At 39.7% G+C, this 23,434-nt stretch carries 18 protein-coding genes; 16 read left to right on the forward strand and 2 right to left on the reverse strand.

Annotation, left to right across the window (positions count from 1 at the left end):
- The first annotated feature begins 7 nt into the window (after positions 1 to 7).
- From QQK09_RS08330 to QQK09_RS08380, 11 genes are all read left to right on the forward strand, one after another.
- Positions 8 to 1,438, forward strand: a complete 1,431-nt coding sequence (locus QQK09_RS08330) for a DUF2868 domain-containing protein (protein WP_284203663.1) — start codon at positions 8 to 10, stop codon at positions 1,436 to 1,438.
- A complete protein-coding gene (locus tag QQK09_RS08335) occupies positions 1,431 to 2,798 on the forward strand; it encodes a GTPase/DUF3482 domain-containing protein (RefSeq protein WP_284203664.1) in 1,368 nt (455 codons plus the stop codon). The genes QQK09_RS08330 and QQK09_RS08335 overlap by 8 nt, the downstream gene beginning before the upstream one ends.
- A 428-nt stretch (positions 2,799 to 3,226) precedes the next feature.
- On the forward strand, positions 3,227 to 4,855 hold the full coding sequence (locus tag QQK09_RS08340) for an ABC transporter substrate-binding protein (protein WP_284203665.1): 1,629 nt from the start codon (positions 3,227 to 3,229) through the stop codon (positions 4,853 to 4,855).
- Positions 4,856 to 4,960: 105 nt separating this feature from the next.
- Positions 4,961 to 5,881 carry an oligopeptide ABC transporter permease OppB gene (gene oppB / locus QQK09_RS08345; protein ID WP_284203666.1) on the forward strand — a complete coding sequence of 307 codons (921 nt, stop codon included), beginning with the start codon at positions 4,961 to 4,963 and terminating at the stop codon, positions 5,879 to 5,881.
- Between the two features lie 11 nt (positions 5,882 to 5,892).
- Positions 5,893 to 6,795 carry an oligopeptide ABC transporter permease OppC gene (gene oppC, locus QQK09_RS08350; RefSeq protein ID WP_284203667.1) on the forward strand — a complete coding sequence of 301 codons (903 nt, stop codon included), beginning with the start codon at positions 5,893 to 5,895 and terminating at the stop codon, positions 6,793 to 6,795.
- Positions 6,796 to 6,805: 10 nt separating this feature from the next.
- On the forward strand, positions 6,806 to 7,777 hold the full coding sequence (locus QQK09_RS08355; RefSeq protein WP_284203668.1) for an ABC transporter ATP-binding protein: 972 nt from the start codon (positions 6,806 to 6,808) through the stop codon (positions 7,775 to 7,777).
- Positions 7,774 to 8,790 (forward strand): murein tripeptide/oligopeptide ABC transporter ATP binding protein OppF, encoded by a 1,017-nt coding sequence (gene oppF / locus QQK09_RS08360; RefSeq protein ID WP_284203669.1) that lies wholly within the window; start codon positions 7,774 to 7,776, stop codon positions 8,788 to 8,790. Before QQK09_RS08355 ends, oppF begins: the two co-directional genes overlap by 4 nt.
- A gap of 331 nt (positions 8,791 to 9,121) precedes the next feature.
- The gene (gene hcp / locus QQK09_RS08365; protein WP_284203670.1) at positions 9,122 to 10,783 is read left to right on the forward strand and encodes a hydroxylamine reductase; all 1,662 of its coding nucleotides are present in this window, start codon (positions 9,122 to 9,124) and stop codon (positions 10,781 to 10,783) included.
- A gap of 89 nt (positions 10,784 to 10,872) precedes the next feature.
- The gene (locus tag QQK09_RS08370; protein ID WP_284203671.1) at positions 10,873 to 11,886 is read left to right on the forward strand and encodes an FAD-binding oxidoreductase; all 1,014 of its coding nucleotides are present in this window, start codon (positions 10,873 to 10,875) and stop codon (positions 11,884 to 11,886) included.
- 337 nt (positions 11,887 to 12,223) lie between these two features.
- Positions 12,224 to 12,844: a YqiJ family protein gene (locus QQK09_RS08375; RefSeq protein ID WP_284203672.1), complete on the forward strand. Its 621-nt coding sequence runs from the start codon at positions 12,224 to 12,226 to the stop codon at positions 12,842 to 12,844.
- A gap of 56 nt (positions 12,845 to 12,900) precedes the next feature.
- Positions 12,901 to 14,634 carry a flotillin family protein gene (locus QQK09_RS08380; protein WP_284203673.1) on the forward strand — a complete coding sequence of 578 codons (1,734 nt, stop codon included), beginning with the start codon at positions 12,901 to 12,903 and terminating at the stop codon, positions 14,632 to 14,634.
- A 155-nt stretch (positions 14,635 to 14,789) separates the two neighbouring features.
- Here the strand turns inward: QQK09_RS08380 and QQK09_RS08385 are convergent, their stop codons facing one another.
- On the reverse strand, positions 14,790 to 15,530 hold the full coding sequence (locus QQK09_RS08385; protein WP_284203674.1) for an ion transporter: 741 nt from the start codon (positions 15,528 to 15,530) through the stop codon (positions 14,790 to 14,792).
- Between the two features lie 265 nt (positions 15,531 to 15,795).
- On the opposite strand from QQK09_RS08385, the gene QQK09_RS08390 reads away from it, so the two are divergent.
- Positions 15,796 to 16,416, forward strand: coding sequence for a LysE family translocator (locus QQK09_RS08390; protein ID WP_284203675.1), 621 nt, complete (start codon positions 15,796 to 15,798; stop codon positions 16,414 to 16,416).
- Positions 16,417 to 16,434: 18 nt separating this feature from the next.
- Here QQK09_RS08390 and QQK09_RS08395 read toward each other — a convergent pair whose 3' ends face one another.
- Positions 16,435 to 17,295 (reverse strand): phospholipase A, encoded by an 861-nt coding sequence (locus QQK09_RS08395; RefSeq protein ID WP_284203676.1) that lies wholly within the window; start codon positions 17,293 to 17,295, stop codon positions 16,435 to 16,437.
- 88 nt (positions 17,296 to 17,383) lie between these two features.
- On the opposite strand from QQK09_RS08395, the gene recG reads away from it, so the two are divergent.
- From recG to QQK09_RS08415, 4 genes are all read left to right on the forward strand, one after another.
- Entirely contained in the window at positions 17,384 to 19,456 is a 2,073-nt protein-coding gene (gene recG / locus QQK09_RS08400; protein ID WP_284203677.1) for an ATP-dependent DNA helicase RecG, read from the forward strand.
- 14 nt (positions 19,457 to 19,470) lie between these two features.
- Complete coding sequence (locus tag QQK09_RS08405) at positions 19,471 to 20,778, forward strand: AsmA family protein (protein ID WP_284203678.1); 1,308 nt, start codon at positions 19,471 to 19,473, stop codon at positions 20,776 to 20,778.
- An 83-nt stretch (positions 20,779 to 20,861) separates the two neighbouring features.
- Positions 20,862 to 21,905, forward strand: coding sequence for a CNNM domain-containing protein (locus QQK09_RS08410; protein ID WP_284203679.1), 1,044 nt, complete (start codon positions 20,862 to 20,864; stop codon positions 21,903 to 21,905).
- A gap of 325 nt (positions 21,906 to 22,230) precedes the next feature.
- Positions 22,231 to 23,433, forward strand: a complete 1,203-nt coding sequence (locus QQK09_RS08415) for a Bcr/CflA family multidrug efflux MFS transporter (RefSeq protein WP_284203680.1) — start codon at positions 22,231 to 22,233, stop codon at positions 23,431 to 23,433.
- Position 23,434: the final 1 nt, after the last annotated feature.

Below are 23,434 nucleotides of genomic sequence, written 5' to 3' on the forward strand. Positions count from 1 at the left end.
ATTTTGATTGAGCCAATTTGAGTCTCGTCTATTAGTTGAGGGGGTGCGCGCGATTGAGGGCGCATCACCTAATCAACCTACCCAGTTTATAAAAAGCAAAAATAAAAGCTTTGAAGCTCTGCTATTTGAACGCGCAGAAGAGCTTGATATCACCCTGCAGCTAACACCTCTTTTTAAGCACTTTCAAAAGCTTACTAAAAACTTATATAGTTTATTTGCTTTCCTATTATTTATTCTTGGTGGATTAGCAGTGAAGAAAATGTTGTTTACTGAGCAACTGACTTCAGTTAACTTCTTTTGGGCCTTTGCGCTGTTTTTTATCCCTAATCTATTAATGTTTTGTGCTTGGATAGCGCTATTTTTGAAGCCTAGTGTTTTAGAAAATAGTAGTTTAAGTAAATTCAGTTTATCGCTGCTTAAATTGTTTGAGCGAAAATTCAATAAACAACAACTTAAACGTCCTGGCTACTGGTCGTTATTTAGTTGTTATTTTGAACTGCACTTTTCAAAAAATTTAGGGCGCTATCAATTATCTAAATTAACCCATCTGTTGTGGTTAAGCTATTTTACTGGCGCGACCTTAATGTCTGTGGTGATGCTTGCTACTCATCAGGTTGATTTTGTATGGCAGACCAGTATCTTATCTTCTGATTCCTTTCAATCGCTTACTCAATTACTGGCTTATTTTCCACAACAGATTGGCTTTACTGTGCCCAATATTGAACAGATCCAGCAAAGCCATGTAGGCACTGAAAATTTATTTGATCCTGAAAGTAGACGACTAGCTTGGTCAAGTCTACTTATTAGCAGCTTGTTACTATATGGCATAATACCGCGTTTAATATTATTGGTGGCGATGTCCTACCAATCAAAACGGGCGATGAAAAAGTACTCTTTAGATCTGAGTCTTCCCTATTATGTGCAGTTAAGACAGCGATTAAAACCGAACAAAACTACCTTAGGCATTCAAGATGCAGATGATGAAGATAATTTTATAACCGAAGCTAATGATAGTCACTACCAGCATCGGCACAGAGAACATCTACCAAGAGACTATTATCCAGCAGCGATTGAGTTATCAAGTCAGCAGTTGTCTCTTGCTCAGCTGCATTTACAAGATAATGATCCCGATGCTGTGATTAATATTATCAATGCATGCGAGCACTCAACACAGCAGTTGTTGCTTTCAGAGATAGGGCAAACGAGTTGTAATGAAATTGCTCTGTATGTTGCATTAAGGCGTGTTCCAGATAGGGGCCTAAAACGTTTTGTAAGTCAGTTAATATCGCTGACAGATAAGCCGTTGTATCTGTTTCTTATTGTCGAAAATAGCACGGCGACTCAGCGTGATAATGATTGGTATCAGTTTGCTGATAGCGTTGGTATTGAGTTGGATAATATTGTACATATTGAGGTTAAAGGGGATAACAATGAGTGATCTTTCGGTTGCTGTTGTGGGTCATGCCAACGCGGGTAAAACCTCTTTAATGCGTACTTTATTACGTGATAGTGAGTTTGGTGAAGTGGCAGATCAAGCCGGCACTACTCGACATGTAGAGGGGGGCGCTTTATTAATCGATGAAAGTAAACGTTTATCGCTATTTGATACTCCAGGCTTGGAAGACTCCATCGCACTATTGCATATCTTAAATAGCGATGTTGAACATAAACATAATGATGGTATTGAGCGTCTGCATGATTTTTTGAATAACCTTGCGGATTACCCAGAGTTACAGCAAGAAGCAAAAGTCTTACGTGCTTTGCTTAATAACGATCTTATATGTTATGTGATTGATCTACGAGAACCTATTTTAGGTAAATATCTCGATGAACTGAAGATATTAAGTTATGCCGCTAAACCGGTTATTCCCGTGCTTAATTTTACTGAGCAGGGCGGAGAAAATATTGAACCATGGAAAAGACAGTTAGCTCGTCTCAATTTTCATGCTTATGTCGCCTTTGATAATGTCCATTTTAAATTCTCCGATGAATTAAAAATCTACCAAAAAATGCAAACTCTTTTAGCGGATAAAGAGCAATTATTAGCTGAACTGATTGCCCTGCGTGAGTCACAGTGGGTAGAGACCTTTAATAGTGCTAAACAGTTGGTTGCTAATCTATTTATAGAAGCAGCTTGTGTTCGTTATGAAGCTGATAATAGCGAATCAGCAATTGCTACTCAGACTCAGTTATTACAACAATCGGTACGCCGAGCAGAAAGCCAGTGTGTTAAGCAGCTTTTACAGCTATACCAATTCCGACAAAGTGATTTACACAATGAAGCGTTACCGGTGCAGCAGGGCGAGTGGGAGTTAGATCTGTTTTCCAGTGAAAATTTACAAGAGTTTGGCATTTCACTGGGTGGCAATATTGCCAAGGGCGCCGGTATTGGCGTTGCGGTTGATGTTGCGGTTGGTGGTATTACGTTAGGCGCAGCTGCTTTAAGTGGTGGTGTTGTGGGGGCGTTGTGGAGTGTTAAACAACGTTACTATGATGAGATACAAGCAAAAATAAAAGGTAAGCGCTACCTGTGTGTTGATGATGCTACATTACAAGTATTATGGTTAAGACAACTTAAGCTTTTAGGGACTTTACAGCAACGTGGGCATGCTAGCTTTGATAAAATTGCATTGCACAGTAACCTAAAAATAACGGCTGATAATTTACCCAAAAAGTGGAGCAGTCATCTGCGTAAATTACACTCTTATCCACAATGGTCATCGCTTAATAAAGGTATTAAAACGGTAACTGCCAATAAAAGAGACCTTTTTATCGCGGAATTAGTGAGTGAAATGTAAGGTATATCATACCCAATTATTATTTTTTTTAACCATCTGACTGTTTCTATCTTTAGTAAAATAAAGTACTCATATTACCCATGTGTATAATTTTATTTCAATATTCCCAATTGCTGAATCTTTAATGTTGCCACTCTCCTTGCAAGTTAATGCTTGAAAGCGCTTGCATTTTTAAGCATCACAAATGAATGTTCATTCATTTGTGTCGGTTTTTAGCTACATCTCTTTTTCATATGTAGCGGCTAAATATTTTGCCTTTTGCAATTTTTATCGCTTATGTGTTTAATTTTCAGACTGAATTATCTCTCTAAATATTAATATATGTCATTTATTGATCGAATATTCAGCGAACAGTTTGATTTTTGTTGCTATAAAAGATTATTTTTTACATGCTAGTTATACGGACTAAATATTATAAGGACATAATTATGCAATTCAAAAGATCACTATTAAGCACCGCATTATTGGCAACAACTTTAATCGGCGCAAGTTTTGCTGCACAAGCAGCCGTTGTACCAGAAGGCGTTAAATTAGCTGCAAAGCAAGAGCTTGTTCGTGGTAACGGTACAGAAGTAGCTTCTCTTGACCCACATAAAACAGAAGGTGTGCCAGAGTCTCACGTTATTCGCGATCTTTTAGAAGGTTTAGTGAATCAAGATGCTGACGGTAAAACAATTCCTGGTGTTGCTGAGTCTTGGACAACAGCCGATAACAAAACTTTCACTTTCAATCTTCGTAAAGATGCTAAATGGTCAAATGGTGACCCTGTAACAGCACATGATTTTGTTTATAGCTTCCAACGTGCCGTTGATCCAAATACAGCATCACCATATTCGTGGTACCTTGAAATGACGACAATGCAAAATGCATCGGACATCATTGCAGGAAAAAAAGACAAATCAACATTAGGCGTAAAAGCAGTTGATGATTATACCTTCGAAGTGTCATTAGAAAGTGCAGTACCTTATTTTGTAATGATGATGGGTCACACAACCGTAAAACCTGTACATAAAGCAACGGTAGAAAAATTTGGTGATAAATGGACTAAGCCTGAAAACTTTGTCGGTAATGGCGCATTTGTTGTAAACAATTGGGTTGTTAATGAACGCATTGAATTAGTGCCAAATACACAATATTGGGATAATGCTAATACGGTATTAACTAAAGTGACTTTCTTACCAATCGAAAACCAAGTCGCAGAGATGAACCGTTTCCTTTCTGGTGAAATCGATATTACCAATGAATTACCTAATGAACATTTCAGACGCCTACAAAAAGAGCATCCAGAATCTTTAGCGATTAAAGGTAACTTATGTACTTACTACTACAACTTTAATACACATAAAGCGCCTTTCGATGACGTGCGTGTTCGTAAAGCTATCTCTTATGCAATCGACCGCGATATCGTGGCAAATGCTATTTTAGGTCAAGGTCAAAAACCTGCTTACTTCCTTACACCTGAAATTGTAGCGGGCTTCAGCCCTGAACTACCTGCTTACGGCAAACTTTCTCAAAAAGAGCGTATTGCTAAAGCAAAACAACTATTAGAAGAAGCTGGTTACAACAAAGCTAACCCTCTTAAGTTTACACTTCTGTACAACACCAGTGAAAACCATAAAAAAATCGCCGTTGCGATTGGTTCAATGTGGAAGAAAAGCTTAGGTGTTGAAGTTGTACTTGAAAACCAAGAGTGGAAAACGTACCTAGAAACGAAAAAACAGGGTGATTTTGAAGCAGCACGTGCAGGTTGGTGTGGTGACTACAATGAAGCTTCTACGTTCACTTCGTTAATGGAAGGTAAAAATACGACTGGTGGTATTCATTACAAAAGCGCTGCTTACGATAAGTTAGTGAAAGATGCAGTTGAAACAACAGATGACGCTCAGCGTGAAAAATTGTATTACGCACAGGAGCAATTACTTGCGGACGATATGCCACTAGCGCCTATCTACCAATATGTAACAGCGCGTCTGCTTAACCCTGCAGTTGGTGGTTATGCTGAAAATAATGCTGAAGATAAACTCTACTCGAAAGATATGTACATCATTCAGAAGTAGTTCCTTTCTTCATTATTAATTATTGACGATATCCTTTTTTAGCAAGCTAATACTCGCTTGCTAAATAGGGTATTGCCAAAATAGCTACCTTACACTGAGTCTACTATGTTTAAATTTATCCTTAAGCGGATATTAGAAGCGATTCCAACGATGCTTATTCTAATAACCGTGTCATTCTTTTTAATGCGTTTTGCACCCGGCAGTCCTTTCTCTAGCGAACGTACCTTACCCCCTCAAGTGATGGCGAACATCAATGCTAAATATGGTTTAGATAAACCGGTGTTTGATCAATACACAACTTATCTAACTAATGTGTTACAGGGCGATTTAGGACCCTCTTTTAAATATAAAGATTTTACAGTTAATGAGCTCGTTGTGAGTGCATTGCCTGTTTCAGCAAAAATTGGTGCACTGGCATTTATTTTTGCGGTTGTATTTGGTGTCTCTGTGGGGACTCTCGCTGCGTTACGGCAAAATAGTTGGTTAGATTATGCTGTTATGTCCACCGCCATGTTGGGCATTGTGATGCCCTCATTTGTACTTGCACCAGTATTAATTTATATATTCTCAATCGGTTTAGGATGGTTTCCTGCCGGCGGGTGGTTAGATGGTTCGTTGCAATATATGGTTCTGCCTGTATTAGGTATGGCAATGATGTATGTCGCTACTTTTGCTCGTATTACCCGTGGTAGCATGATTGAAGTATTAAACAGTAACTTTATTCGTACTGCACGTGCGAAAGGCCTTAGCTACAGTTATATCGTTGTTAAACATGCGCTTAAGCCTGCTATGTTGCCAGTTATCTCCTATATGGGACCTGCATTCGTGGGTATTATTACCGGCTCGGTAGTGATTGAAACCATCTTTGGTTTACCAGGAATTGGTAAGCTATTTGTTAATGCAGCCTTCAATCGTGATTACTCATTAGTAATGGGCGTGACCATTTTAATTGGTTTCTTATTTATTCTCTTCAATGCCATTGTAGATATTCTGCTAGCGTATGTTGATCCTAAAATTCGCTATTAAGGACGGAACCTATGATAACTAAAAAAGAAAATATAGACGCGCTTGAGAAATTCTCAGAAAACCTGGAAATTGAAGGGCGTAGTTTATGGCAAGACGCACGTATGCGTTTTATGCGTAACAAAGCGGCAATGGTGAGCCTGGTCATATTAGTATTAATTACTCTGTCAGTGATTATTGCTCCCCTATTAAGTCAATATGCGTTTGATGATACCGATTGGTATGCGATGCATGCTGCACCATCAGCAGAACACCTGTTTGGTACCGATAGTTTAGGCCGTGACCTATTCGTGCGTACTTTACTAGGCGGACAAATCTCATTGATGGTAGGTGTATTAGGCGCGTTAGTCGCGGTGGTAATTGGTACCGTATATGGCGCAACCTCTGGTTTTATTGGCGGACGTGTTGACCGCATGATGATGCGTATCTTAGAGATTTTATACTCGATCCCATTCATGTTCTTAGTGATTGTATTGGTGACCTTTTTTGGTCGAAACATCTATCTTATTTTTATTGCGATTGGTGCCATTGCTTGGCTGGATATGGCGCGCATTGTGCGCGGACAAACATTAAGTTTGCGTAACAAAGAGTTTATTGAAGCAGCGCATGTATCGGGTGTTAGCCAATGGAATATTATTCGTCGTCATATTATCCCTAATGTATTAGGCATTGTGGCAGTGTATTCAACGCTATTAGTGCCAAGCATGATTTTAACGGAATCATTCCTTAGCTTCTTAGGATTAGGTGTACAAGAGCCGATGACTAGTTGGGGCGCGTTGTTGCAAGAGGGCGCACAAACGATGGAGATCGCGATATGGCAACTTTCATTTCCTGCCGCTTTCATGGTTGTGACGCTATTTTGTTTTAATTATATTGGTGACGGTCTGCGTGATGCGTTAGATCCAAAAGATAGATAAGGGACTAACGATGAATTTATTGGATGTAAAAGATTTACGCGTTGAGTTTACGACGCCAGATGGCAACGTGACTGCGGTAAATGATCTTAATTTTTCACTTAAACAGGGTGAGACATTAGGTATTGTAGGCGAGTCAGGTTCGGGAAAATCTCAAACTGTATTCGCGATTATGGGCCTATTAGCTAAAAACGGCATCATCTCTGGTAGTGCAAAATTTGAAGGTAATGAGATTTTAAACTTACCAGAAAAGAAACTGAATAAAATTCGTGCTGAACAAATAGCGATGATTTTTCAAGACCCGATGACCTCTCTGAATCCGTACATGAAGGTCAGTGAACAGTTGATGGAAGTGCTGATGCTACATAAAGGCGCTAGCAGAAAAGCTGCATTTGAAGAATCGGTTGCGATGCTTGAAGCGGTTAAAATTCCTGAAGCGCGTGAGCGTATTACCATGTACCCACATGAGTTTTCTGGTGGAATGCGCCAGCGTGTGATGATTGCGATGGCACTGTTATGCCGTCCTAAATTACTAATTGCTGATGAGCCAACCACGGCGCTAGATGTGACCGTACAAGCGCAAATAATGGATCTATTAAACGAATTAAAAGATAAATTTAATACCGCGATTATTATGATCACCCATGATTTAGGTGTCGTAGCGGGTTCATGTGACAAAGTATTAGTGATGTATGCTGGACGCACCATGGAGTATGCAACGGTTGATGAAATTTTCTATCAGCCAAGCCATCCTTATTCAGAAGGCCTACTAAAAGCGATCCCACGTTTAGATACAGAGGGCGAAATATTACCAACGATTGCTGGTAATCCGCCGAATTTATTACGACTACCACCGGGCTGTCCTTATCAAGATCGCTGTCATCGTGTGTTAGATCGTTGTTCAACCGATGCTCCACCTTTAGAGATGTTTGCTGATGGTAGAGAACGCGCGTGTTTCTCTGACTGGGAGAGCTGGGACAAATGAGCATTGAAATGAAAAATGAAAAGCCACTTGAAAAAGAGTTACTACTTGATGTTAAAAACCTAAAGGTACATTTTGATATTGAGTCTAAATCGCTTTGGCCATGGGCTAAACCTGGTAAGTTAAAAGCGGTTGATGGTGTTGATATTCAACTTTATCAGGGTGAAACACTCGGTGTTGTTGGCGAATCAGGCTGTGGTAAATCTACTTTTGCGCGCGCAATTATTGGTCTAGTTGAAGCGACAGAGGGGCAAGTTGTGTGGCTCGGTGACGATGTTACTAAGCTTTCTAAAGAGGAACGTCGTGAAACGCGTAAAGATATGCAGATGATCTTTCAAGATCCACTTGCATCACTCAATCCTCGTATGACCGTTGGCGATATTATCGCTGAGCCATTAAAAACCTTTTATCCTAAACTTTCAAAAACGGAAGTGAAAGATCAAGTTAAACAGATGATGGATAAGGTTGGTTTATTACCTAATGTAATTAATCGTTATCCTCACGAGTTTTCGGGGGGGCAATGTCAGCGCATCGGGATTGCGCGTGCGCTTATTTTGAAACCGAAAATGATTATCTGTGATGAACCCGTTTCAGCATTAGACGTATCGATTCAAGCACAGGTGATCAATCTACTCAAAGAGCTACAACAGGAGATGGGGTTGAGTTTAGTGTTTATTGCTCATGACCTTTCGATTGTTAAGCATATTTCCGATCGTGTTTTGGTAATGTACTTAGGTAATGAAGTAGAGATGGGAGAGTCTAAAGCGCTATTTAACGATCCTAAACATCCCTATACCCGCGCTTTAATGTCAGCGGTACCGATTCCTGATCCACGTATTGAGCGTGCTAAAAAAATAGAGATGTTGGAAGGAGAGTTACCCTCGCCGATGAATCCGCCATCAGGTTGTGTTTTTAGAACACGTTGCCCGTTAGCTGATGAAAGTTGCGCACAAACGAGACCAAGATTACAAGGCAGTATCACCCACGCCGTTTCTTGTTTGAAAGTAAACTTTTAATATTTCCAACCTCTACGTAATAACCGTTATAACCTTGCTAGCCTTGATGTTATAACGGTTATTACCATTAAATGAATAACAATCCTCTGCTTTAACCGCTCCTAAAACCTTGTTCACTTTAGTGTTATTACATCTGTTTTTGTCTTTTAAATAGTAGTTATTATTATTTACCTGACTAATTTACTCGGGTTTAGCGTTAACCATTCAAAAACCAATCTAGATCAATAGTTGACTAAATCACTATGGTATTTTCCTGCTCTTAAAATTATTAATTTAATACTTTATTGACCTTGTTCATTACAAGGTTTTAGTGATGACAAAGGAAACTATTATGTTTTGTATTCAATGTGAACAAACAATTGTGACGCCAGCGGCTTCTGGCTGTTCTTATTCTCAAGGTATGTGTGGTAAAACAGAAGAGGTCTCTGATCTGCAGGATCTTCTTATCTACGCATTACAAGGTACCTCTTTTTACGCTGAAAAAGCGCGTGAGTTTAATATCATTGATGCTGAAATAGATGCCTTTGTACCAAAAGCCTTTTTCGCGACATTAACCAATGTAAATTTCGAAGCAGACCGTATTGAAGGTTACGCTTATCAAGCACAAACTTACCGCGAACAGCTTAAAGAAAAATATGAAGCGGCATGTTTAATTGCTGGTCAAAAACCTGCTGAAGCGACAAAAGTGACTGCATTTATCTTAGCCAATAGCCGTGAAGCATTACTTCAACAAGCAGAATCTGTTGCTGTTAACCGTGGTAAAGAACTGGTTAGCGAAGATATCATGGGCTTACGTTTACTTTGTTTATACGGCCTTAAAGGGGCTGCGGCTTACATGGAGCATGCGCATATACTTGGTCAAAATGATGAGGCTATCAACGCTCAGTTCCACGGTATTTTCGCTTGGCTTGCAACAGACTCTGACGATCTGGGTAAATTGCTTGAAATGAGCATGACGATTGGTGCGATGAACTACAAAGTGATGGAGATGTTAGATCATGGCGAAACCACTAAATATGGTCACCCAACACCAACAACGGTGAATGTTAAATCAGTTGCTGGTAAAGCGATCTTAGTTTCAGGTCACGACCTATGTGATTTAGAGATGATTTTAGAGCAAACACAAGGCACTGGTATTAACGTTTATACCAATGGTGAAATGTTACCTGCTCACGGTTACCCTGGTTTGAAAAAATACCCTCACTTGATTGCAAACTACGGCACAGCATGGCAAAACCAGCAGAAAGAGTTCGCAAGCTTTCCTGGCCCAATCGTAATGACCTCAAACTGTTTAATCGATCCTAATGTAGGTGATTATAGCGACCGCATCTTTACGCGTAGTATTGTTGGCTGGCCTGGAGTAAAACATATTGAAGGTACTGACTTTAGCGAAGTGATTGAATCTGCATTAGCGCAAGATGGTTTTAAATACTCTGAAATTCCACACGAAATTACCGTTGGTTTTGGTCGTAATGCACTGATGAATGCTGCGCCTGCTGTTATCGAACAAGTTAAAGCTGGCAACATCAAGCACTTCTTCTTGGTTGGTGGTTGTGATGGTGACAAAGAGGAGCGTAGTTATTACACCGATTTAACTAAAGCGATCCCTGAAGACTGTCTTATTTTAACGCTTGCTTGTGGCAAGTTTAAATTTAATAAACTTAACTTTGGCGATATTAATGGTATTCCACGTTTATTAGATGTTGGCCAATGTAACGATTCATACTCTGCAATCCAACTCGCATTAGCGCTAGCTGAAGCCTTTGATTGTGGCGTTAATGAGTTGCCTCTTAGTCTTGTACTTAGCTGGTTTGAACAAAAAGCGATCGTGGTTTTATTAACACTATTGTCACTTGGTGTGAAAAACATTCGTGTTGGACCAAGCAAACCTGCGTTCTTAACCGACAACCTACTGAACGTATTAAACGAGCAGTTTGGTCTCACCATGATTACTGATGTTGAATCAGATCTAAAAACGATGTTGGCTAAATAGGTTAGCAATCGATTAACCTCCATTAAATGCAAACCGATATCTTGTAAGGTATCGGCTTGCACTGATTTACGCTTTTTATAGGAATAGCAATGCAATCATTATTTGAACCACTTATCTGTACCAAGCGTATTGATGAAACATCAGATGCAACCACCTTTGAATTTAAAAAATTAGATGATGCAGCTTTTGAATACCAAGCGGGACAGTTTCTTACTTTCGAAGTTGATGTTGCGGGTGAAGTTGAGCATCGCGCTTATTCACTTTCATCAACCCCGTCAAAACCTGAATCTGTTGCTGTGACCATCAAGCGTGTTGTGGGTGGTAAGGTATCAAATTATCTTCTGGATCACCTGCAAGCAGGGATGGCTTTGCCTGCGATGGCACCAGCGGGTAGTTTCACGATTGAAAATAATCCGGTGAGCGCTGATATCCTATTAATGAGTGCCGGCAGTGGGATTACACCCTGTATGTCGATGGCACGTTGGTTATTAGATACACAGCAAAAAGTAAACATTCACTTTATCTATAGCGCACGTAGTGAAGCCGATATCATTATGGCGACTACGTTAAAAGAATTAGATGCACAACATGCTAACTTCCGTCTCTCATTTATTTTAGAGCAGACAGATAACAGCGAGTTTATGGAAGGGCGTTTAAACGCTGAAAACTTTACTCAGTTGGTTAATGATGTCAATGGCAAAACTATTTTTACCTGTGGTCCAACGCCTTATATGCAAGTGGTTGAAAACCTCGCTGAGCAACGTGGTTTCAATATGGATCTTTTCCATAAAGAGAGCTTTGTTGCTGAAAATGAGACTACTACTGAGCAATCAGATAATGGCGTGAGTTATCAAGGTATTGCACCGCAACATGGTAAAAACTTTGTTATTAATAGTGATAAGCCTTTGCTTAATGCATTAGAGGCAGCTGGGGTACCTATTATTGCAGCTTGTCGTACCGGTGTTTGTGGTGCGTGTAAATGTAAAGTCACAGGGCAAGTCGAAAGCTCAAGTACTGCCACATTAACTGCTGAGCAAATCGCGCAGGGTTATGTATTAAGTTGTAGCAGTAAAGCAATGTCTGATTTAGTCATCGAATTGTAAGTGTAATTTTAGACGCTGTATTGTCGAAACAATAGCAGCGTCTCGTTTTATTTTATTGTCGTAAATTCACCTAATAAAACACTGCTAAGAGCCCCTCGCTAAGTTACGCTTGTCCCTCAGCAATCTTCATCGATAAAATTGTAATCGCTAATAATCAATTACATGCATGTCATTAAAGCACTCTTTTTATATGTAAGCCCTTTCAAAGTGATAATTTTTAACTTGTATCCGTTTAGATATGTGAACTGTGAGTTATGCGACATAATAGATTAGTAGTAATTGGTATCTTCATCATACCTTGTTTTTGATTATTATTTGACATGATTGTGGAGGTTACTTGTTCTCATTTTTTATATCCGAATTTAATATCCTATATTCTTGCGCACTATTTTTTGTAATGGGCTTGGCGCTCTTAGAAGGTATTGGTCTGGTGATCGGCTTGAGCATGGCAAGTGCGTTTGATGATATGTTCTCGTTCGATATTGATGTTGATGCGACATTACCCTCAGGCGGATTAAGTGGTGTATTAGGCTGGCTTTATCTCTCACGTTTACCCGTTTTGGTTTGGTTGATACTGTTTTTAACTAGCTTTGGTATTGCCGGACTATCAATTAATTTTATTGTTATTTTACCTACCCTATTAAGTTTCCCTATTGCGCTTATTATTGCCATTTTTAGCTGCCGTATTCTTGGGGGGAAAATAGCAACCATCATGCCAACGAACGAAAGCTCTGCTATCTCATCAGACTCCTTTACTGGGAAAATTGCCACGATTACGGTCGGCAAAGCGCGTAAAGGCAGTGCTGCAGAAGCGGTGTTGCATGATGATTTTCATCAAAAACACTATTTAATGGTTGAGCCAGAGGTGCAAGGGCAGGAATTTATGCAAGGTACCCAAGTTATCTTAATTAAAAAACTATCACGTAGCTGGTTAGCTATCGAGTTTGAGCCTTCATAGAGGCTTGTAAATATATTCAATAATTATCAACACTTTAATCAAGGAGTAACAACTAAATGGATTTTAATATTGACGCAAATCTGCAGTTTATTTTAATTATCTCGGGTATTGCGTTTATCGCTTTCTTAACGATAGGACTGATCTTTGCCAAGTTATACACGCGGGCAACAAAAGAGATTGCCTTTGTACGAACCGGTATGGGTGGCGAGAAAGTGGTTAAAGATGGTGGGGCAGTTGTGTTACCCGTCATTCATGAAACCATCCCTGTCAATATGAATACCTTGCGTATTGAGGTCGAGAAAACCCAAAAAGATGCACTGATCACCAAGGATAGAATGCGTGTCGATGTAAAATCGGACTTTTACCTGCGAGTCGCGCCACATTCTGAAGGAATATCAATGGCCGCCCAAACATTGGGTACACGTACGATGCGTGTAGAAGAGCTTAAAATATTAATGGAATCTAAGTTTGTTGATGTATTACGTGCCGTTGCCGCTGAAATGACCATGATTGAGATGCATGAGCAACGTGCGGAATTTGTGCAAAAAGTACAACAAAGTGTGGCTAATGACCTTGAAAAAAATGGTCTTGAATTAGAATCGGTGTCATTAACCGGATTTGATCAAACAGAACTTAAATACTTCAATGAAAACAATGCTTTTGATGCCGAGGGGCGTGCAAGATTAACGCAAATAATCGAAAGAAAACGTAAAGAAACTAACGATATTGAACAAGAAAGTCGGATCTTGATTGAACAACGTAATCTAGAAGCTGAAAAACTATCGCTGACCATCAAAAAAGAAACTGAAGAAGCGCAGATCGTGCAAGAACAGGCCTTAGAGTTTAGACGTGTTGAACAAAAGGCGGCCATTGTTAAGCAGCGTGAGGTCAGTGAACAAGAAGAGCGTCAAGCTGAGATTGCCAAGCAACGTGCCGTCGAACTATCAGAGATTGAGAAAGCGCGCCATATTGAGTCCCAAGAAATTGAAAAATATAAAACCCTAGAGCAGGCTAAAATTCAGCAGCAGCGTGATATAGAGGTTTCTGAGCAAGATAAACGTATTGCGATTGCAGAAAAGTCTGAGGAAGAGTCGGCCGCTCGTGCAAAAGCTGCTGATGCAGAAAAAGATAAGGTAGAAAAAGAGGAAGCCGTTATTACTGCGAAAGAGGTCGCACAAGCAAACCGTAGTAAAGAGATTGACGTTATCGATGCTAAAAAAGTGGCAGAGCGTGAAGCGGTTAGTATTACGGTGCAAGCGCAGGCAGATAAACAAGCTGCTGAAGATAAAGCCTCTGCGGTATTGATTGAAGCGAAAGCCAGTGCTGATGCTAAAAAATTACAAGCGGATGCTGATGCACAAGTATATGCGGTTGAAGCTGAAGGTAAGCGCGTATTATACGAAGCGGAAAATAGTTTACGTGACGAGCAAGTTGATCTGCAAAGAACATTAGCGATGTTAAAAGTGTTACCCGAGATAGTCGCTAACTCTGTAAAACCGTTAGAAAACATTGAGGGCATTAAAATATTACAAGGCTATGGAGGTAATGCAACTGGCGGTACTGTTGCAACATCTGGCACGGCTAATGGTGGTTTAGCGGAACAGATTACCGGTGCGGCATTGAGTTATAGAGCACAAGCGCCAATGGTTGATGCAATGGTGCGAGAATTGGGCCTAGTGGATGGTAAAGAGGGCACCTTAAATGATCTTTTGATGGGCAATCATAGTCTAATAAAAGAGACTATTGGTGTACCTGATTCGGATGTTGCTGAGCCTGTTAATCAGGCTTGAAAATAACCGATTGTTATAGGGTTATAGCTAATAAATAGGTATCACAATAAAATAGTGTTAGTAAATATAATACTTTTACTGACACTATTTCCCTGTAAATTGCCCCTGTAAATAACTCTTTGAAACTATGATAGTTGGCGTTGCTTAGGTCGCGCCTATTTTTCTACTTTTTTATCTTCTTCAGTACGTGTTTGTGATAATGCCGTAGCAATTAAACCTGTTGGCACTGCCACTATCCCTAATCCCACAAGCAGTACAAAAAAAGTAAATATTTTACCGCCAACAGTAATGGGAAACATATCTCCATAACCAACGGTTGTGAGCGTGGTTAATGCCCACCATAAACTATGAAAGATAGATTGAAATAACTCAGGCTGTACTGCATTTTCAAAATAATAGATGCCCACTGCTGAAAGGTAGAGCATGATCATCGCAATCACACCAAAAACGAACATCTCCTCTTTGACTAAATTAAAAGCGCGCTGAAAACGTTGTAATGCTTTACTGTATTTAAACAGCTTAAAAATCTGCAGTAGTCTTAATAAGCGGAACAAACGCACCGTCCGTAGATCCAACCCTGAAGCGATATAAAAAGGCAGAATCGCTAATAAATCGATCGTCCCATAAAAACTGAAAATATAAGCGAGCCTATTTTTTGCGACATAAATCCTGAGTAAATATTCAACACTAAACAAGATAACAACTGCGATTTCAATATAATGTAGATAACTGCGCTGTAGCGCGGAGAGATCGGGCAATGTCTCTATCGAAAAAGAGATTAGAGAGAGGATAATGAGTAGCTGAATAGAGAGGGCAAAAAGCCGTCCTTTTGTACTATCGCTATCATGAACCAATGTATACAAGCTTTGTTTAGATAACATTTTCAAGTTCAACATATATCCCTATTACAAAATGAAAAATCATTATGGTTAGTCATTGAGTTAAGCATTAGCGTAGCGTCTTTATGATTATCTGCAATCCTAATCCGGTGGGGCAGGCTATTAATAAAAACTTGTGAGTCAATGATGCGCATTTATTATCTTAACTGATGTTATATAATGCCATTTTATGAAGTGCAAACAGCATTATAATTTATATATTGGTGTTTTTTATCGTTTAGGCACTCTTTTTTAAATGCACTTTAACCTTTAAGGTCATCAAATGGACAGCTCATCTCTCATCTTATTTATTATTACTTTTTTTGCAGTTTCTGCAACACCAGGTTTATGTATGACCTTAGCATTAACGTTAGGTATGACGATTGGCGTCAAACGTAGCTTGTGGATGGTCGTTGGTGAGTTGATCGGTGTCGGCATTGTTGCATTATCTGCCTTGTTGGGGGTTGCAACACTATTACTAACTTATCCTAGTTTATTTATCGCATTGAAATACGGTGGTGGAGCATATTTGTGTTATCTCGGTATTGGTCTGTGGCGTAGTAAAGGTAAAATGGCGATTGACCTTGATTCTACTAATGCACAAAATATCTCGCCAATGAACCTTGCACTTCAAGGATTAGTGACTGCTATCGCTAATCCTAAAGGGTGGGTGTTTATCCTCTCTCTGTTACCACCATTTATTATTATGGATAAACCATTAATGCCTCAAGCGACACTTCTGATCGCTATTATTCTTACTTTAGAACTGATTTGCCTGCTGATGTATGCAACGGGAGGTCGTGCTTTGCGTGTACTGCTACAGAAAAAAAATAATGTGAAACTGATGAACCGTATTGCAGGCAGTATGATGTTAGGTGTTGCATTATGGTTAGTGATTGGCTGATATATACTATTTAGGTTGTTACAACCAATCTGTGAGTGATATACCAATGCCGATGGTATTGGTATATTCATCATATTCAATCATGCTATTACCATAACCACTGAATACTTTTAAGTAGCCATGGATTTTATTGTGGATTGGAAAGCTCCATGTAGCAGCCATCGCTCCCTTACTAAAACCACTCTCTAGATTGTTTCTACTCATAAAAGAAAACTTATGATTATTCAGTTTATAGGCCAATGTTATTTTCCCATGTCCATAATAATCGAGTAGATCAGGGTTATCATCTCTGCTTGCTGATTGCTCAAATCGGTACCAAGGTGTGAAGTCAACGGCCAAGTTTCCGTTCGCGATAACGACATTACCATTAAGTCTATTCCAACCTCTCGATAACTCAGATGAACGACCATTTGATTGATGGGTGAAACCAAAAGTGGCAAGCTTAAATTCCCAGCCTAAACCGATATCGTAATGTTGTTGCCAACGAAAAAACATCTCTGGCTCGTAATTTGTTTCTCGAAAAGGTGCGGAGAGTTCGGAGTTATAGGCTTGCCAAAAAGAGACTTGTGTATAAGCAAAGTAAAGCGAAAGAGGCAGGTCTGCAATATCAACGACAACCGGTATTTTAAAGCTAATTTGAAACTCCAATTCAAGCTGTTGTAGATCATTACTACCATTTTCATCTTTAGGGTAGGCATCATATGACTGAATTTTATCATTAAAGGAAAAAGGGATAAGGTAGGTTGGTTTATGAGGAGTAATAGAAAAGCCTACTGTCTGTAATTGCTGCTCTTCTATAAAACGCTCATCTACAGCGCTCTCTTCGGTAAAGCTCGGCATGCTAAAGCTAATAAGGATCAGAGAAATAATAAAACGCATTTATAGTTCCTTTATAAACAGTGTAAAGTAGTTATCTCTGTTACTTAGAGTAATAATGTAAGTAAAGCGTAGTCAATCGGGATAAAAAATGAAACTAGAAAAGGTGCCTTTAAGTGCATTAGATGGTGTAGGTATTAAAATGTCTGAGCGATTGGAGAAGCTTGGCCTATTTAGTGTTGCTGATTTGTTGTTTCATTTACCATTGCATTATCAAGATAGAGCCTCTATTTATCCCATCGGCGAATTAAAAGATGGGATGCAAGTGAGCGTACAAGGGCGCATTATTAGCTGTAATGTGCAGATGGGGAAGCGACGCATCCTTAAATGCCAGATAGGTGATGAGACAGGTAGGGTAACACTTAATTTTTTCCATTTTAACGCCTCACAAAAAAACACGCTTAAAGAAGGGATGTTAATTAAATGCTTTGGTGAATTTAAACGCGGCTATCAAGGTATTGAGGTCACTCATCCTGAATACACCTTGATTCAACAGCGCGAACAATCACAAGCGCAGGAGATGTTAACGCCAATCTATCCGATGACAGAGGGGTTAAAGCAGAACAGCTTACGTAAACTCGCTGTGCAAGCGATAGAGATGCTTAAACAAAATAGCATTGATGAGCTATTACCTACGCAGTTACTGAGTCACCCTATTAGTTTGCAGGATGCTCTTTTTTATCTGCATCAACCGCCGCCCGATGCCAATATTGAGCAACTTGAAAATAAAACCCACCCAGCACAACAGCGCCTAATTATTGAAGAGTTAATTGCGCAACAGTTAAGTATGTTATCGATGCGTGCTACCGCACAATCACAGCCATCAATTATCATTGAAAATGAGCCTGCACTACAAGAGAAGCTATTAGAAAACCTTGGTTTTATGCCCACTAATGCGCAAACACGTGTTGCCCAAGAGATTCAGCAAGATCTACAGCAAGCCTATCCGATGATGCGTTTAGTACAGGGGGACGTAGGCTCAGGTAAAACATTAGTAGCCGCACTTGCTGCGTTAAGTGTTATCGAGTCGGGTTATCAAGTCGCATTAATGGCACCCACTGAATTGCTAGCGGAACAACATTATATTAACTTTCAAAAATGGTTTGAGCCTCTTGGTATTCGAGTGGGTATGCTGTCGGGAAAAATGAAAGTAAAAGAGAAGCGTTCACAAACTGAAAATATACAACTTGGTCTCTCGAAAATGGTGGTTGGTACTCATGCACTATTTTCCGATAATGTTATTTTTAACAACCTTGCACTAATTATTGTTGATGAGCAGCATCGTTTTGGTGTTCATCAGCGTTTAGCGTTGCGAGAGAAAGGTTTATCAACTGGTTTTGCGCCACACCAATTGACCATGACGGCAACGCCTATCCCACGTACCTTGGCGATGACCGCTTATGCGGATTTGAAAGTATCGGTGATTGATGAACTGCCGCCGGGACGTACTGCAGTGCAAACCGTTGCATTAGCCGATACAAGACGTGAGGATATTATTAAACGGGTATACCAGTCTTGCAAAAATGAGGGGCGACAAGTTTATTGGGTTTGTACCCTGATTGAAGAGTCGGAAGCATTAGAGTGCCAAGCGGCAGAAGATACTGCCAATGATCTGCAACTTAGTTTAACCGACCTGCGTATTGGATTAGTGCATGGGCGTATGAAAGGTAATGAAAAACAATATGTGATGGATGCCTTCAAAGCGGGGGAGTTAGATCTGCTTGTTGCAACCACGGTGATCGAAGTTGGGGTTGATGTGCCTAACGCAAGTTTGATGATTATTGAAAACCCTGAGCGTTTAGGGCTTTCACAATTACATCAGTTACGTGGGCGAGTAGGGCGTGGCAGTGTCGCTAGCCACTGTGTTTTATTGTATAAAAACCCGTTGTCATTAACCGCTAAAAAGCGACTGCAAATTTTGCGCGAAAGTAACGATGGTTTTTATATCTCCGAGCAAGATTTATTGATTCGTGGGCCCGGTGAAGTGTTAGGGACCAAGCAAACAGGCGTCGCACAATTCAAGATTGCGGATCTATTGCGCGACCAAGCGTTAGTGCCTTATTCTCTGCAATTAGCACAAACAATCGTAGCAGAGCAAGCACACCTAATCCCTGCACTTACCACTCGTTGGTTGGGTGAAAATCAGCAATATGCACATGCTTAATGATGATGCTTAACATGAAACGTTTTTTTATCGCGATATCCTTGTTGTTGGTATTGTTGATTGCGTTAGTGATCAGTTTTATCGCTCTTTTTGATGTTAATGACTACAGGGATTGGGCAAGTGATCAGATTAAACAATCAACGGGTTATGATGTTCGATTCCAAAGCATTGAAAATCATTGGCTTGCAGAAAAACGTTTCTCTTTAATAGGGGTAACTCTATATCAGCAACAGCAGCGTGTGATGCGCATAGAAAAGCTCGATATTGAAGTCGATAAATTAGAGTTGTGGCAACGTCTGTTAGCAATAAAAAGTATTAATATAAGTGGTGTTGAGGTTGATAAACCGCTGTTTGGATTAGCAACAACAACGCAAACAGTCAGTGAAAATGACAATGTACCCCCTCAGAACAGTGTTAAGTTACAAAAGTTAGCGTGGCAACGATTGCATATTAATCGTCTTAATATTAGTGCGGTTAATGGTGTTATCGAGCATCAAGGTCAGCGCTTAATGCTCGAAGGTGGGCAACTTGAACTGCAGGATCTATTGGTTATTAATAATCAACAATTACAACTTGTTCCCGTTAATGCAGACATTACATTGGCCTTTAAACATCTACAGTTACAGGCACCACAACAGCAGTTACAGATAGATAATTTGCAGCTATCAGCGCAAGGGGATCTATTACAACGTCAGGCTAAGCTCGATATTACAACGAGCAGTATCGTGACGGGGTTGTCTGCACAACAACTAATAACCGTTGATGCGTTGCAATTAGGACTTCAGTTTAATAAAAACAGATTGTTGCTAGAGCATCTCAATATCGATGCCTTTTCTGGCAGTTTAGCGATGCAAGCGGATGCGGTGCTAGATATTAAGTTGTTGCCAAAGCCGAGCGTTAGCGTTCAACAGGTAACGCTACATTCGTTACTTGCCCATGATATGAGCATCGACATCCCTACTTGGTTAATGCCTGCTGAACAACAAAATATCTCTGATGAACAGCAGAAAAACGAATTATTACCGCTACAAGTGTTGTTAATAAAGCAACTGAAGTTAGATAATATCTCTGTTTACAGCGCTAACAGTGCATTGCCACTGCAGCTTAAAAACTTACAACTAACGTTGAATGATCTGTATTTAATAGAGCAGCAGCGATGGATAAATTTCCCCCCTGATGATGCACAAGCAGGTAGTTTTAGCCTTGCTTTTGAAAGGCTCGGCTGGCAGGAAACGTTGATTGAACAGTTATCAATTGCTGGTAGCTTAAGCGATGATGATCAAGGTTTATTGTTACTTAAACAGCTGTTATTTGAAAAATAAATAATCATGATTTTGTTGCTATTTGTTTTTTTTATCCTTTATTATAAGCATTAAATTTACTGAATTAGAGGTGGATTAACTTAATGACTTTATTGATAACCTATCTATTTATTGCCATCGGTGTTTCATTTTTGTGTTCTGTTTTGGAAGCTGTATTACTTTCAGTAACACCGACTTTTATCGCGCAGTTACAAAATAAAAAGCCGCGTCAGGCGAAAGTTTTGGCGAAAGTAAAAACAAAGTTAGATCAGTCAATTTCTAGTATATTAATCCTTAATACCTTTGCCCATACCATGGGTGCAGCTGGTGTCGGCGCTCAAGCTATTCGACTCTATGGAGAGCAGTGGGAAACGCTAATTGCATTTTTATTAACCCTCGCAATCTTATATTTTTCTGAAATTATCCCTAAAACAATTGGTGCTACATTTTGGAAACAGCTAGCCATTCCATCTGCTTATATCATTACGCTTTTGATAAAACTGGTCTTTCCATTAGTTTGGTTGTCGACATTATTAACGCGCTTAATTAGTCGCGATAAAAAAAATCTTATCAGTCGTGAGGAGGTATTAGCCTTTACTACGTTAAGTTATAAAGAGGGGGCGATTGCAACGCAGGAAAATAGGCTTGTAGAAAATATTTTAAAATTACGAGAAACTAAAATAAAAGATATTTTAACCCCGCGAACAGTAATGCATGCGCTACCTGAACAATGTTCTGTTAAAGAGGCATTAGAGGCGGAAAAGACCCAAAACTTTACCCGTATTCCTCTCTATGACAATGATGTTGATGATATAACCGGCATTATCATCAAAACGCAATTATATGAATCAGAGCGACAAGGGATGGGGGAGCTATGCTTAAGTGAATTGAAGATGCCAATTCAGCGTATTTCAGAAAACTTTCCTGTTTTACAGTTGTTAGATCTCTTTATAAAGCGCCATGAACATCTATTTTTAGTAGAAGATAGATTTGGGCAAACTGCTGGTGTGGTGACCTTGGAGGATGTGATCGAAACCCTGCTAGGTAGAGAGATTGTTGATGAAAGTGATCATGTGGAAGATTTACAGAAGTTTGCCAAACAAAATTACCGCGACAGGTTACGTAGTAAAAATATTAACAATACTTAACGAGACTGAATCTATCGTTTTTCAAAAAGCATGTGCATGACATTAGGTTAAATTAATCCCTACTCTTTACAATGTTATTAGGCGGCTTTATTATTTAGGTCGCTTAATAATCATTCAAAATAGTCACCAATAATAACTACCTCTTAATAAATAGTTCACTTATTAAACTGATAATCTATTTATTAAACTATTATAACTTGTAGTTCGGTTGCTGTTACTATGTGATCTTGATCCCGTTATTGTCATACAATTATCCACACACCTATTTAGGCCTCTGCATTATTCGTTGAATGACTCATTGAATGTATGAACCTTGGAGTTACCAATGCCTTCAAAACCGACACAACTCAGTTTTTTACTGATCGTTATTTTAGGTGCAATCTCAGCATTAACACCCTTTGCTATCGATATGTACCTGCCTGCAATGCCCTCAATTGCGAAGGAGTTTTCAGTTTCTGCAGGGGATATTCAAATTACATTAACAGCTTATATGGCTGGTTTTGCATTAGGGCAATTACTTCATGGACCACTCGCTGATAGCTTTGGACGCAGACCAGTATTATTGACGGGGACGTTACTATTTACCTTAGCATCTATTTTAAGTGCGTTGGCACCGAGTATCGAGTTATTAACTTGGACGCGTGTTGCACAAGGTTTTGCTGGTGCAGCCGCTGCTGTGGTGATTCAAGCAATTGTGCGCGATATGTTTGAAAAGGAAGAGTTTGCACGCACCATGTCATTTATTGTATTAGTCATGACACTTGCGCCACTTATCGCACCATTATTAGGCGGTTATATGGCAGTGTGGTTTGGTTGGCGCTCTATTTTTTGGTTGATCGCGCTGATTGCACTATTAGTGATTGCTGCGATTGTTATAAAAATTCCTGAAACACTAGCAGTCGAAAAACGTCAACCATTTAGGGTACGATCAGTACTTTATAATTACAGATCAATAGTAAAGAGTGCAGATGCAATGTTGTTAATTTTAACCGGTGCGCTGTCATTTTCAGGTATGTTTGCCTTTTTAACCGCCGGTTCATTTGTGTATGTTGAGTTGCATGGTGTGCCTATTGAGCATGTTGGTTATCTATTTGGTCTGAATGTTGTTTCGATGATGGTGATGACAGTGGTTAATGGGCGTTTAGTACGTCTGAAAGGTTCGCAGTGGATGTTAAGTTTAGGGTTGAGTATACAGCTTGTCGCTGGGGTTTTATTATTAACTGGGCAGTTGTTCGATTTAGGGCTTTGGGGCGTGGTAATACCTATCATGTTATACACCAGTTCTATCTCAACCGTAGGTAGTAATTCGATGGCTATTCTTTTAAGTGATTACCCGAGTATTGCAGGCACAGCCTCCTCATTAGCAGGTACATTACGCTTTGGTTTAGGTGGGGTTGCTGCGGCAATCATTGCATTTCTTCCGGCGACATCAAGTTGGCCAATGGTCGCAGTTATCTGTAGCTGTGCGGTGTTATCAATTGTTTGTTTATTGCTTAGAAATAAAAAACAGCGCGCTATCAGTGCATAGC

Source organism: Psychromonas marina, assembly GCF_030161115.1.
GTDB lineage: Bacteria > Pseudomonadota > Gammaproteobacteria > Enterobacterales > Psychromonadaceae > Psychromonas > Psychromonas marina.